11 protein-coding genes are annotated in these 13076 nt (G+C 38.6%); 6 read left to right on the top strand and 5 right to left on the bottom strand.

Annotated features, from left to right (window positions below):
* Positions 1 to 94: 94 nt before the first annotated feature.
* From amaB to CWD90_RS06755, 3 genes are all read left to right on the top strand, one after another.
* Positions 95 to 1648, top strand: a complete 1554-nt coding sequence (gene amaB / locus CWD90_RS06765) for an L-piperidine-6-carboxylate dehydrogenase (protein WP_103475181.1) — start codon at positions 95 to 97, stop codon at positions 1646 to 1648.
* A 630-nt stretch (positions 1649 to 2278) separates the two neighbouring features.
* The gene (locus tag CWD90_RS06760; RefSeq protein ID WP_103475180.1) at positions 2279 to 2464 is read left to right on the top strand and encodes a hypothetical protein; all 186 of its coding nucleotides are present in this window, start codon (positions 2279 to 2281) and stop codon (positions 2462 to 2464) included.
* A 31-nt stretch (positions 2465 to 2495) separates the two neighbouring features.
* Entirely contained in the window at positions 2496 to 3047 is a 552-nt protein-coding gene (locus tag CWD90_RS06755; protein ID WP_103475179.1) for a hypothetical protein, read from the top strand.
* A gap of 137 nt (positions 3048 to 3184) precedes the next feature.
* Here the strand turns inward: CWD90_RS06755 and CWD90_RS06750 are convergent, their stop codons facing one another.
* Both CWD90_RS06750 and CWD90_RS06745 read right to left on the bottom strand, forming a co-directional pair.
* A complete protein-coding gene (locus CWD90_RS06750) occupies positions 3185 to 4183 on the bottom strand; it encodes an acyl-ACP desaturase (protein ID WP_103475178.1) in 999 nt (332 codons plus the stop codon).
* 63 nt (positions 4184 to 4246) lie between these two features.
* Positions 4247 to 4972, bottom strand: coding sequence for a metallophosphoesterase (locus tag CWD90_RS06745; RefSeq protein WP_103475177.1), 726 nt, complete (start codon positions 4970 to 4972; stop codon positions 4247 to 4249).
* 408 nt (positions 4973 to 5380) lie between these two features.
* Here CWD90_RS06745 and CWD90_RS06740 point away from each other — a divergent pair, with 408 nt between their 5' ends.
* Together CWD90_RS06740 and CWD90_RS06735 are read left to right on the top strand one after the other, a co-directional pair.
* Positions 5381 to 7933, top strand: coding sequence for an adenosylcobalamin-dependent ribonucleoside-diphosphate reductase (locus tag CWD90_RS06740; RefSeq protein WP_103475176.1), 2553 nt, complete (start codon positions 5381 to 5383; stop codon positions 7931 to 7933).
* A gap of 127 nt (positions 7934 to 8060) precedes the next feature.
* Positions 8061 to 9008, top strand: coding sequence for a carbohydrate kinase family protein (locus tag CWD90_RS06735; RefSeq protein WP_103475175.1), 948 nt, complete (start codon positions 8061 to 8063; stop codon positions 9006 to 9008).
* Between the two features lie 19 nt (positions 9009 to 9027).
* Here CWD90_RS06735 and CWD90_RS06730 read toward each other — a convergent pair whose 3' ends face one another.
* Genes CWD90_RS06730 through CWD90_RS06720 form a run of 3 tightly spaced genes read right to left on the bottom strand, consistent with a single transcriptional unit; the run spans position 9028 to position 11857 of the window.
* Positions 9028 to 10164 carry an ATP-binding protein gene (locus tag CWD90_RS06730; protein ID WP_103475174.1) on the bottom strand — a complete coding sequence of 379 codons (1137 nt, stop codon included), beginning with the start codon at positions 10162 to 10164 and terminating at the stop codon, positions 9028 to 9030.
* Positions 10161 to 10934 (bottom strand): SDR family NAD(P)-dependent oxidoreductase, encoded by a 774-nt coding sequence (locus CWD90_RS06725; RefSeq protein ID WP_103475173.1) that lies wholly within the window; start codon positions 10932 to 10934, stop codon positions 10161 to 10163. The genes CWD90_RS06730 and CWD90_RS06725 overlap by 4 nt, the downstream gene beginning before the upstream one ends.
* Positions 10935 to 10981: 47 nt before the next feature.
* Positions 10982 to 11857: an aldo/keto reductase gene (locus CWD90_RS06720; protein ID WP_103475172.1), complete on the bottom strand. Its 876-nt coding sequence runs from the start codon at positions 11855 to 11857 to the stop codon at positions 10982 to 10984.
* Positions 11858 to 12016: 159 nt separating this feature from the next.
* Here CWD90_RS06720 and CWD90_RS06715 point away from each other — a divergent pair, with 159 nt between their 5' ends.
* The gene (locus CWD90_RS06715) at positions 12017 to 13018 is read left to right on the top strand and encodes an AAA family ATPase (RefSeq protein ID WP_103475171.1); all 1002 of its coding nucleotides are present in this window, start codon (positions 12017 to 12019) and stop codon (positions 13016 to 13018) included.
* The last annotated feature ends 58 nt before the right edge of the window (positions 13019 to 13076 follow it).

Genomic DNA, 13076 nt, shown 5'->3' with positions numbered 1-13076 from the left:
GGTTTTAGATAACATTTATACACACTAACACCTTAGTCAACACAATAATTTGTAAATTTGAAAAATATCACAATTAACGATAAAAAAGTTATAAATGTCAAAAACTGCACAGGATTTTGGAATCCACGAAGCCTTGAAGAAATTAGGTATAACAACTTTAAATAACGGAACATCAACCGGTTCGGACAATTTTTCTTCCGGTGAGGAGCTAGCATCATATTCTCCTGTAGATGGAGCTTTAATTGGCAAAGTAAGAACGACCTCTAAAGCAGATTATGAAAAAGTTATGGATGTTGCCACCAACGCTTTTAAAATTTGGAAAACGAAACCCGCACCTCTTAGAGGAGAAATAGTACGCCAGTTTGGTGATAAACTTCGTGAACTTAAAGAACCTTTAGGAAGATTGGTTTCCTATGAAATGGGCAAATCATATCAAGAAGGTTTGGGAGAAGTTCAGGAAATGATAGATATCTGTGATTTTGCCGTAGGCCTATCAAGACAATTGCACGGTCTTACCATGCACTCCGAAAGACCTGGACATAGAATGTACGAACAATACCATCCTTTAGGGATTGTAGGTATTATTTCTGCGTTTAACTTCCCAGTGGCCGTATGGGCATGGAACACAGCATTAGCATGGATTTCGGGAGATGTCTGTATTTGGAAGCCCAGTGAAAAAACACCACTCTGTGGAATAGCATGTCAAAACATCGCAGCTATGGTTTTCAAGGAAAATAATCTTCCAGAAGGTATTTCCTGTTTAATCAACGGGGATTATAAAGTTGGAGAGTATATGACTCACGACAAAAGAGTCCCGTTGGTGTCTGCTACAGGTTCCATCCGCATGGGGAAAATCGTGGCTCAAGCAGTAGCTGCACGATTAGGAAAATCACTTCTGGAGCTTGGAGGTAACAACGCTATTATAGTTACCCAAGATGCAGACATAAAAATGACGGTTATTGGTGCTGTTTTTGGGGCAGTAGGCACAGCTGGACAACGCTGTACCTCAACGCGTAGAATAATAATACACGAATCCATTTATGACAAGGTGAAAGAAGCCATTGTTACAGCATACAAGCAATTACGTATCGGAAATCCATTGGATCAAAATAACCATGTAGGTCCGTTGATCGATACCGATGCGGTAAAGATGTACGAGCATGCGCTTAAAAAAGTAGTGGAAGAAGGAGGCAAACTTATTGTTGAAGGCGGTGTATTGCAAGGAGAGGGATATGAAAGCGGATGCTATGTAAAACCTGCCATTGCAGAAGCCTCCAATACTTTTGAAATTGTACAACACGAAACTTTCGCACCTGTATTATATCTTATAAAATATTCAGGAGATGTGGAAAATGCCATTACAATACAAAATGGAGTGGTACAGGGCCTATCCTCTGCAATTATGACCAATAACCTAAGGGAGGCTGAACGTTTCCTTTCTGTTCAAGGAAGTGATTGTGGCATAGCCAATGTTAATATTGGAACATCGGGTGCCGAAATAGGAGGTGCTTTTGGCGGGGAAAAAGAAACAGGTGGTGGCCGTGAATCTGGATCGGATGCCTGGAAAATCTATATGCGAAGGCAGACCAATACTATTAACTACACCACCGAATTACCGCTGGCCCAAGGGATAAAGTTTGATTTATAAAACCAAAGTATAATAAAAAAACCCGCAATGTACTGGTTTAGCTCCGATACATTGCGGGTTTTAACTAACTAACCAAATACCATCCTGAAGAATTATTCAACAGTGCCTCAGGACAAGAACTTGACATTTGAATGTTTAGAAAATAATAAACCCGTAGCCAATTGTAAATTTCCCCTCCCCCCGAATAGGTCCATTAGAAATAGCTGCGGGTTTAACCAAACTAACTCAAATAATTATGGTGATTAAGACCTATTTCAATGCCGGAACTTAGTCGGGAGAAATAAGGTCTTTGTAATTATAATGTTTCCTCTAAAGTCTACATTCTACACCATGTTTAAAAGTAAAATTATACAGATGGTACTGAAATTTGTATAATTGGTAAGTTTTCAGCACATTGATATCAATTATTGGGGTAAGATTCTCTCCTAAACCATTCATATACAGGCTAGGAAAAGTTTAAAAACAGCACCTAGCTTTAAACAACCTATTAAATCTACGAATGGCAAAAATTCGACCAAAATAGGCCCCCAACTACTGTTAACTGATTGACAGGTAATATTTAAGGCCATTATTTTAACATTTTAAAGGAATTTTTAATATATTTAAGCTAAACCCAAACAGCTATTAAAAATGTCTAAAAGAACAACCAATTTGTTGGGTATCGTAATCACCATTATTGCAGGAACCTTCTTTAATATAATGATGTGCAATTCATGCACAACCGAATTAGACCATACTTCTACAGTAGAAGCCTCTGAAATCATTGTTAAGAATAGTACGGCAGCAAACCAAAAGCAGCAAATAAAAGAACCCTAAATAGAATAACTAACCTTAAACTTTAACGTATATGGAAAACATGAATATTTGGTGCTGGTTAATTCCGGCCGTAGTGGGTATCGTCTGTGCCCTATTTGGCTATTTAATTGGTAAAGGAAAGAGTCCCCAAATAGATCAGTCTTCAGAATTAAGAATACTAAAGGACAAAACCGTTCAACTACAAGCCGATTTGGCAACATGCAACAAACAACTTGCTCAAAAAGTTGAGCCGACCATTTCCGCAAAATCAGTTGCTCCGATCGCCGCGAGCGAGGCGCAAATTCACTTTAACGCGAAAGCTGCTAAAACAATCTTTGGCAAAGCCATAAAACTGGACGACTTAAAGATTGTGGAAGGGATTGGCCCTAAAATACAGCAACTATTTAATTCTTTTGATATTAAGACTTGGAAAGATTTGTCCGAAACGGCTGTCGCAAGATGTCAAGAAATATTGGACACAGGCGGAGCCCGGTATAAAATTCATGACCCTGCCTCCTGGCCTATGCAGGCCAAAATGGCTCATGAAGGCAAATGGAAAGAATTGCACAAATGGCAAGAGGAGCACAAAAGGGGCAAACTATAATAATTGCCCCGCCCCATCAGTGGTTTCCAATGCAAATGACAGAGAAACTGAGGCTATATATAAAGGAAAAAGTGAAGCAATTGATTGCTTCACTTTTTCCTTTATAACAAGTTGAACTTTTTTAGAAGACAATAGCACTATACCATTCTCCCGTTGGCTTCAACCCACTTAAACCTATAGTCGTCCTCAGGAAATTTCATCCTAGTAGCAATTCGCTCCAATCTTTCAGGCAATTTCATTAAATAATCCCTAGCCCTTTCCGCATCGTCGTTAAGAGTTCTTATGCTATCCAATTCCCAATAACTATTCAATTTTCTCAAAATTTCTATATAATCCTGAGCAGTGTATACGCCAAGTCTTTGGGCACAATTGGAAAAATTTTCAAAAGCAGTTCCAATACTTCCACCAGACTCCCTTAGGAAATGTGCCGGCATAACAATTTTTTTCTTCATCATATCGGCAAAGGCCAACATCATCTGACTTGGGTCATTTTCAAAAATCACCTTAACAAATTCCCTATATGCCAAATGGTGTCTCATTTCATCACCAGCAATAATGGTACACATTTTACCCAATAGGGCATTACCGCCTTTTTTACACATTTGGCCAACCCTTTTATGAGAAATATTGGTTGCCAATTCTTGAAAAGAGGTATATATAAAGTTTTTATAAGGATCCCTATCCGTTCCTATGTCGAAACCATCGGCAATCAAATGCTGCGTGGTAATTTCCACTTCCCTCATATTGACCCTTCCAGCCAAATAAAGGTATTTATTTAACACATCACCATGCCTATTTTCCTCGGCCGTCCAATGGCGCACCCATTTGGACCAACCATTTTTGTTCTCACCGTGTTGATCTATTCCTTCTACATCCATTAGCCAAGATTCGTAGGTAGGCAGTGCTTCCTCTGTAATCGTATCAGCAACCAGGGTAACCCATAGGTCATACCCTAATTCCTTGGCTTCTTCACGTATCTGATTTACATGATCCATGAATCCCTCACTTTGTGTATCGGGTAAAAAATCTGTGGGTTGCCAAATATCCTGTATAGGAATAAGGTATTGGTCTATAAACCCATCTACCTTACCCTCAATGGATTTCATTACTTCTATTCTAACGTTCTTATTAGACATTCTTCAAATTTTATGTAAATATCCTTAATAATCTTGATAATTTGCCCCAATAGGCAGTTAATTTTAGTTTCTTCCCTTTTCTGAAGGATAAAACAAATATACGGGATCACTTTGCCAATATTGTTTTGAATCTACATCCATAATCGTCAAAGGCCCTTTAAAGGCTGCCCCCGTATCAACATTCCAAATGTTGGCTGCATTTTTTGGCGTTGTCCTACCAATCCTTGTTACCGGTGTATGACCAATAAAAATCTCATGGTAGTGTGTTAACCTTTGAGGGTAAAATTCATCCTTTACAGTTAATGACGGATCCAAAGACAGTGCCAATTCCCAAAGGGTTCTATCCCAATAAAAGGTTTTGGTAAAATATTCATGTTTTACACCCCTTAAGTTAGTAAATCCGGCGTGGATAAACAAACGATTTTCAGCGTCTATTATATAATTTTCCAAATTATCATAAAATTTGATATGGGCTTTTTTTGTTTCTTCCCCCACTTGGAGGTAAGCATCTTGAGTAGCACTACCGCCATGTTGCAACCAAAGAGGGTTATGGTCTCCACTTTTTAACCAATCGCTACATAGTTCATCGTGATTCCCCCTAAGAAAAGTACATCTATGAATTGTCTTAAGCTCCAATAAAAAATTTACCGTATCAACAGCATCACTCCAACCATCCACATAATCTCCCAAAAAAACAAGATGGTCTCCTGTAGCCACCTTTGCCCTTGATAAAACTTGCTTCAGCGCTTTTAAACCAGAATGTAGATCTCCAATCACTAATGTTCTCATTAGGCAAAAATCGCAAATACCACATAAATAGCAATGGCAATTAGAACTAAAATTAAAATATTCCTATATACTAAGGCAATAGCCCGAATCCTATTCATTTTTACATATAAATATCAACCCACATGGGTTACATAAATGTACCTAAAAGTATTGCCGTGAAAATTAATAACCTATTACAATACCTATGCATAAAATCCACCCCAATTGAAGCCAATAAAAAGGAAATTAGAATAAAGTAAATTTTATTTGTTAACTTTTTCTTGTTCATAATTACATATTTCATTGATTTACAATATATTAACATAATTTATTTGTAAACTTTAATGATAATTATCATGTTTTACTTCCTATTTTTTTTAATACTTTTGCTTTTAATTCCAAGGTTACACAACCACTAAAAATTATTCTATGCCCACAAAAATTGCGCAAGGACCTAAAAAGACCTTCACTCAAGAAGAAGCTATTAGTGCTTCACTAAAATATTTTAATGGTGACGACCTTGCTGCCAAGGTTTGGGTAAACAAATATGCCCTAAAAGATTCCGAAGGGAATATTTATGAGCTGACTCCGGACGATATGCATCGAAGAATAGCTAAAGAGATTGCTAGAATAGAACAAAAATATCCAAATCCTCTAAATGAAGGGCAAGTTTTTGATCTTATTAAGAATTTTAAATATATAGTCCCCCAAGGGAGCCCTATGGCCGGTATTGGCAATCCTTTTCAGGTTGCGTCCCTTTCCAATTGTTTTGTAATCGGCAATGACGGCAAGTCAGATTCATATGGTGGAATTTTGAAAATAGACCAGGAACAAGTACAGTTAATGAAGCGTCGTGGCGGAGTTGGTCATGACCTATCCCATATACGACCAAAGGGTTCCCCTGTAAAAAACTCGGCGTTGACCTCTACTGGTCTTGTACCCTTTATGGAAAGGTACTCCAATACGACCAGGGAAGTGGCCCAAGACGGCCGAAGAGGCGCTCTTATGTTATCGGTTTCCATAAACCATCCGGATGCAGAAGATTTTATTGATGCAAAAATGGAGCAGGGAAAAGTAACTGGAGCCAATGTTTCAGTTAGAATTGACGATGATTTTATGAAAGCGGTTCAAAACGGCCAGCCCTATACCCAAAAATTTCCTGTCCATAGTTCCGACCCTAAACTATCCAAATCCCTTGATGCCCAAAAACTTTGGGGGAAAATAGTTCATAACGCATGGAAATCTGCAGAACCAGGCATTTTGTTCTGGGACACCATCATTAAAGAATCTGTACCCGATTGTTATTCAGATTTAGGTTACAATACGGTATCCACCAATCCCTGTGGCGAAATTCCCCTATGTCCATACGATTCTTGTCGCTTGTTGGCCATAAATCTATTTTCCTATGTAGATCAGCCATTTACAGATAAGGCAAGCTTTAATTATACGCTCTTCAAAGAACATATTGCTGCTGCCCAACGGATCATGGACGACATTATTGACCTGGAATTGGAGAAGGTAGATGCCATTCTTGAAAAAATAAAGGCAGATCCCGAATTGGAGGAAACCAAAGCAGTAGAATACAATTTATGGAACAAGATAAAAGAAAAAGCAGAGAGTGGACGCCGTACAGGAATTGGCATTACCGCGGAGGGAGACATGCTTGCAGCACTAGGCTTGCGTTATGGTAGTGACAAGGCCAACGAATTTTCAATTGAGGTACATAAAACAATAGCCTTGGAAGCCTACAGGGCCTCAGTACATGCAGCAAAAGATCGTGGGGCATTTCAAATCTTTGATGCCGAAAGGGAAAAAAACAACCCTTTTATCCTACGCCTGAAGGAAGCCGATGAAAAACTATATTATGAAATGCTGGAATACGGGCGTAGAAATATTGCCTTATTGACCATTGCACCTACCGGTACCACTAGTTTAATGACCCAAACCACATCTGGTATAGAACCCGTTTTCCTACCCGTGTACAAGCGCCGCAGAAAAGTGAACCCAAATGACAAGGATGCCCGAGTTGACTTTGTTGATGAAGTTGGCGATTCTTGGGAAGAATATGTGGTCTTCCATCATAAATTTAAACAATGGATGTCCGTAAAGGGAATCGATACAGAAAAAAATTATACCCAAGAAGAACTTCAGAAAATTGTTGAAAAATCCCCTTACCACAAAGCCACTTCCAATGATGTGGATTGGTTGAGCAAAGTTCGTTTACAGGGCGCCGTTCAAAAATGGGTAGACCACTCCATAAGTGTCACTATAAACCTTCCGAACGATGTTTCCGAAGAATTGGTCGGAAAACTGTATTTGGAAGCTTGGAAACAGGGCTGCAAGGGTGTCACTGTATACAGAGACGGCTCCAGGTCAGGTGTTTTGATATCCAATGAACCGAAGAATTCCGAAAAGGATGAGTCCCTAGTACATTTTCCTACCAAACGTCCCCAAGTTTTGGAGGCAGACGTAGTAAGACTTCAAAACAATAAAGAAAAATGGATTGCCTTTATTGGGTTAATAAATGACCAGCCTTATGAAATTTTTACTGGTATGGCAGATGATGAAGACGGTATTTTAATTCCTAGATGGGTCAACAACGGAGTAATCTTAAAAAGCAGGAACCAAGACGGCACTTCGCGCTATGATTTTCAGTACAAAAACAAAAGGGGCTACAAAACCACTATTGAAGGGCTATCCCATAAATTTAATCCAGAATATTGGAACTATGCCAAATTAATTTCGAGCACCCTACGCCATGGTATGCATATTGAAAAAGTGGTAGACCTGATCAATAGCCTGCAATTGGACAGCGAATCTATCAATACATGGAAAAACGGAGTTGCAAGGGCTTTAAAAAGATATGTAGCGGATGGCACAGAAGCCAAAGGCCAAAAATGTGATGCCTGTAATTCTCACAATCTGATTTATCAGGAAGGATGTCTTACCTGCAAGGATTGCGGTTCTTCAAAATGCGGATAAGCCTACCTTGTTTTACCCATTTTGTTTAATTTTAGAAAATTATGCCTCTATTTGTTCGCATTTAGGGGCATTTATAGTATTAATACATATTTCTGTTTATTTTAGATTTATCAAATAAATTCAAGGGATGAAGAATGTTTTCTGTATAGGAGAATTATTAATAGATTTTGTTGCCGAAAAACAAGGAAGTGATCTTTCAAAAGCCAATGATTTTACCAAAAAGGCTGGTGGTGCTCCTGCAAATGTTGCATCGGCTATTGCAAAACTGGGTGGTAAAAGTTTTTTTATTGGCTGTGTGGGCAAAGATCCCTTTGGCACTTTTCTTATCAACACCTTAGCCGAGGGACAAGTGGACGTATCCCTAGCGCAGAGGTCCGACACTTTCACTACCTTGGCTTTTGTTTCATTAGCAGCAGATGGCGAAAGAGATTTTGTTTTTAGCCGTGGTGCGGACAAAGAATTAACACATGACCGCAGATTAAAAAATCTGTTTAAAGATCAAATTGTACATTTTGGGGCCGCCACATCATTCTTGGGGGGCAGTTTGGAAGAGGCGTATTCACTTTATCTGCAAGAGGCCATTTCCAGCAATAGCTTCATTTCCTTTGACCCTAATTTCAGGGCCGATCTCTGGAAAGGAACGGAAGCCATCTTTATACAAAAATGTATCCCTTTTATAGAAAAATCCCATTTGTGCAAATTTAGTATGGAGGAGGCCCAACTACTCTCTGGAAAGGAAGATCTGGAAGAGGCCTGTACTTTTTTACATCAGTTAGGCTGCAAAATAATTACTGTAACATTGGGCGGGGAAGGAACCTATTTAAGCACTCCTTTAATTAAAAAAATAATCCCTAGTATAAAGGTAACCCCTATTGATACTACAGGTGCGGGAGATGCTTTCATTGGCTGTTTATTGGAACAAATTGCCAATACCACTAACCTAGACGCCCTTATGACCAATTCTGGACCTTTAGAAAATATGGTTCAACTTGCCAATAAGGCCGGAGCAATTACCACCACCAATTATGGGGCCATAGAACCTTTGCCCACTCAGGATCAATTAAAAAGGTTATAAATACAATGGTAGGCTAGGCTTAGTTATATTTCATCTTTCTAATGATCCGCAGGGATTCCTTAATAGATTGATACACCGGAAGATCGTATTTCTTTATTATTGGTTTTGCGTTTTCCATTATATCCTTGGCCTCTTCAAAGCCATTAACATAACAAATTAACAAGGTATCGGACAATAGGGATAAATCCCTTCTTTCGTTTGGAGTTAAAGGTATTTCCATTTCTATTTTATTAAGTACGGCGCTATTGGTATTATAAATATGATGAAGTGTTTTTTTATCATATAAGGGAGGTTCAAATATTAAATCGCTTTGAATGGTATATGTACCATTATCTGAAAAGGTAATGACCACCTTTTCCAAGGGATAATATTTTTGCTGACTGCTTAATCCCAACTGAACATATTCGATGGTAGTAAAGGAATTTTCATCGTAAGTTATAGTGATTTCATCAAATTCAGAAAAAAATAGCTTCACTTGTTCATTTATCAATTCTATATCAACACGGGAGTAATAGATTTCATTATTTACTTTTTTTTGATTTCCTGCCCAGCAAACCACAAATTGCTCCTTAAACACCTTGTAGTGACTTGTAAGATCTTTATGCCGTTCATTTAAAAAGTCGACCACCCCATCCAAAGTAAGTTCAATATTATTTTTAGCATGCTGTTCTATGGTGGCCACAGCTTCAGCATTTATATCGGTCAACTCAATTCCATATGCCTTTGGCATACTAATGCTTCCATCCCTAAAGAATACCGCTCCCCCATAATACTTCCATATATTCTTTCGTAAAGAACAAACCTTGCCATTGGATTTTATAGTTACCAAACCCACTACCTTGCCTATGGGCAAATGGGGAAAAGGAATATTTTCATAAGTAATGCGTGGCGGATTGTCCAAATAGGCATTTACCAAATTTTGAATTTTGCTATCATCAAAAAAATCGACCCCTACAATTTCGTTGTCCTCATCCTCTACTCCAATAACAATAAAAGAGTTGTTTTTCGGATTACTATTGGCCAGTGCACAAACATGCTTTAAAAATTTAGCCTTCCCCTCCCTTTTTCCAATATCTATAAACCGCTTTTTATCATAAAAGCTGTTCTCGTCATTATGGGCAAGAAGGTTTTTTACGAGTAAACGTTTATTGATCATAATTTCTTATTGACAATAGTAGCACTCGCCTGTGCCGTTGGCATAACCAATAAATCTGCAATATTAACATGTGAAGGCCTGGTGACCATAAAATGGATAATGTCTGCGATGTCTTCAGCTTGTAACGGTTTATATCCTTTATAGGTATCAGAAGCCCGGCCATTATCCCCTTTAAAGCGCACTTTACTAAATTCTGTTTCCACCAATCCCGGATTTATAGCCCCAACCCGAATACCATATTTGTTAAGGTCAATTCTCATCCCTTGGTTTATAGCATCCACAGCATATTTACTGGCACAGTAAATATTCCCCATGGGGTACACCTCTTTGCCTGCAATGGAGCCTATATTTATAATATGTCCGGCTTTATTTTTGATCATTTGCGGCATTATGGCCTTGGAAACGTACAACAGCCCTTTGACATTAATGTCCAACATTGCCTCCCAGTCTTCCAGATTTCCTTCCTCGATAGAACTGAGACCATGGGCATTCCCCGCATTATTGATAAGAATATCAATATTGGAGAATTCCGTTGGCAGGGAATCAATAGCTTTAAAAACCGCCTTTTTGTCCTGCACATCAAATACCAAAGTAAAAACTTTGGTATGTCTGGACAGTTCCTTTTTTAGTGCATCCAATCGCTTTTTTCGCCTCCCACAGATAACTATATTAATCTTGTTGGAAGCAAAAATTTTTGCGGTTGCAAGGCCTATACCACTAGTTGCGCCAGTTATAAATGCAGTTGGTTTATCATTGTTGGTATTATTCATAAAAATTAGTTCTAAATACTGTTTCTCATTATACAGGTAGCCTAACTTTAAGGCACATCTTCCCCCATACTGGCCGCTAACAACATAAACCAATCTTCCTGCTCAAGATCTATCTCCGTTGCTTTCATTGCATCAGACAACCGCTTGGGATTTGTGGTCCCTACTACGGGATGTACTGCCGCCGGATGCGTAAAAATCCATGCCAATAAGAGCTGACTCGCATTTACCTGGTATTTCTTCTTTAATTGTTTTAATACTTTTTTTATGCGCTTGCTACGCTTATTCTTGTCCCGATAATAACTCCCCAACGGGCTCCAGGCCATTGCCATTCTTTTATGGATAATACAATCGTCCCACCCTCCATTATTCATGGCTTCATTGGCCGTTAAGGAAAATTCCAATTGATTGGATTGTACCTCTACCGTAGTTTCTAACAACTCTACTTGGGAAGGTGTAAAATTGGACACCCCAAAATCAAGTATTTTACCCTCTTTTTTCAATTGCTGTACAGCGTCCCCGATTTCCCCAGGACACATCAAAGGACTTGGTCTATGCAATAACAACATATCCAAATAATCCGTTTTTAAATTTTTAAGGGACTGCTCAACAGACCAAATAATATAATCCTTGGAATAGTTATAATGCTTAACGCTGTTTTTGCGCTCCTCACAAACCATTTGAATTCCACATTTACTGATCAGCTGTATTTTATCACGGCTTATGTTAGAAGAGGTAAAGGCATTTCCAAAAAGCAATTCGTTGTTATAAGAACCATAGATATCCGCATGGTCAAAAGTGGTAATTCCCTGATCCAAACAATGACCAATTAATTTTGCCCCCTCCCCAACAGATAGCTTTTTACCCCAATTACCCCAAGTCATTGTCCCTGCAATGATTTTGGAATAAGATGTTTTATTTTTCATATGTTTGTGAAATTATGAATAATTCCCTTAAATAGTTCACAAAACTGGACCCATTGCTTAACTTTTAACCATACATTAACAGCCAATAACTAAATAAATTTTCAATTTGCACCCACTTTTGGAGTTAACCACATTAAACAAAAAAAAACACAGGATTATATGGAAGAAAATACTTCGGTAGATATCAGCGCCGTGAACGAGAAAATTGCCAAAGAGAGTGCTTTTATAGACCTACTTATTTTAGAAATGAATAAAGTAATAGTTGGTCAAAAACATATGATAGAACGATTGCTAATTGGACTTTTGGGCCAGGGTCATATTCTACTTGAGGGTGTTCCCGGTTTAGCAAAAACTTTAGCAATAAATACCTTGGCCAAAGCTGTTCAAGGTAGTTTTAGCAGAATACAATTTACACCAGATCTTTTGCCTGCCGATGTGGTGGGAACCATGATCTACAATATGAAGCTCAATGATTTCTCTATCAAGAAAGGCCCCATATTTGCCAATTTTGTTTTAGCGGATGAAATTAACCGTGCTCCTGCAAAAGTGCAATCGGCACTTCTTGAAGCCATGCAGGAAAAACAGGTGACCATTGGCGATCAAACATTTATTTTGGACAAACCCTTCTTGGTTATGGCCACCCAAAACCCCGTGGAGCAGGAAGGAACTTATCCATTGCCGGAAGCCCAGGTGGATCGTTTTATGCTGAAGACCGTTATAGATTACCCCAAACTTAGTGAGGAGCAACTAATTATTCGCCAAAATCTTAAAGGTGATTACGAAGAGGTAAAACCTGTGGTGACTGTTCAACAGATCTTAAGTGCCCAAAAGGCGGTCCGCGATGTGTATATGGACGAGAAAATTGAAAAATATATACTCGACATTGTTTTTGCTACACGATACCCTGAAAAATACAATTTAGAAAGTCTAAAACCCTTAATAAGTTTTGGTGCTTCACCAAGGGGTAGTATTAATTTAGCGGTAGCTGCCAAATGCTATGCCTTTATTAAAAGGCGGGGTTATGTGGTTCCTGAAGACGTAAGGGCCGTTATTCATGATGTTTTACGCCACAGAGTTGGAATTACGTATGAGGCAGAGGCCGAGAATATTACTTCGGAAGAAATTATAAACAAGATTGTAAACGAAATTGAAGTACCTTAATCAGTCTACAGCTATCGGTCCACAGTCATCGGTCTTAGTACGATAAACAATGTGTCCG

The organism is Arenibacter catalasegens (assembly GCF_002909235.1).
Lineage (GTDB): Bacteria > Bacteroidota > Bacteroidia > Flavobacteriales > Flavobacteriaceae > Arenibacter > Arenibacter catalasegens.
Note: the sequence above shows the minus strand (reverse complement) of the source record. Positions and strands in the feature narration are given on the sequence as shown.

Excerpts from the sequence above, each read along its gene's own strand:
- CWD90_RS06750 (WP_103475178.1), bottom strand. The coding sequence starts at position 4,183 with ATGTCTAATAAGAACGTTAGAATAGAAGTAATGAAATCCATTGAGGGT.
- CWD90_RS06725 (WP_103475173.1), bottom strand. The coding sequence starts at position 10,934 with ATGAATAATACCAACAATGATAAACCAACTGCATTTATAACTGGCGCA.
- CWD90_RS06740 (WP_103475176.1), top strand. The coding sequence starts at position 5,381 with ATGCCCACAAAAATTGCGCAAGGACCTAAAAAGACCTTCACTCAAGAA.
- amaB (WP_103475181.1), top strand. The coding sequence starts at position 95 with ATGTCAAAAACTGCACAGGATTTTGGAATCCACGAAGCCTTGAAGAAA.
- CWD90_RS06755 (WP_103475179.1), top strand. The coding sequence starts at position 2,496 with ATGGAAAACATGAATATTTGGTGCTGGTTAATTCCGGCCGTAGTGGGT.
- CWD90_RS06735 (WP_103475175.1), top strand. The coding sequence starts at position 8,061 with ATGAAGAATGTTTTCTGTATAGGAGAATTATTAATAGATTTTGTTGCC.
- CWD90_RS06715 (WP_103475171.1), top strand. The coding sequence starts at position 12,017 with ATGGAAGAAAATACTTCGGTAGATATCAGCGCCGTGAACGAGAAAATT.
- CWD90_RS06730 (WP_103475174.1), bottom strand. The coding sequence starts at position 10,164 with ATGATCAATAAACGTTTACTCGTAAAAAACCTTCTTGCCCATAATGAC.
- CWD90_RS06720 (WP_103475172.1), bottom strand. The coding sequence starts at position 11,857 with ATGAAAAATAAAACATCTTATTCCAAAATCATTGCAGGGACAATGACT.
- CWD90_RS06760 (WP_103475180.1), top strand. The coding sequence starts at position 2,279 with ATGTCTAAAAGAACAACCAATTTGTTGGGTATCGTAATCACCATTATT.
- CWD90_RS06745 (WP_103475177.1), bottom strand. The coding sequence starts at position 4,972 with ATGAGAACATTAGTGATTGGAGATCTACATTCTGGTTTAAAAGCGCTG.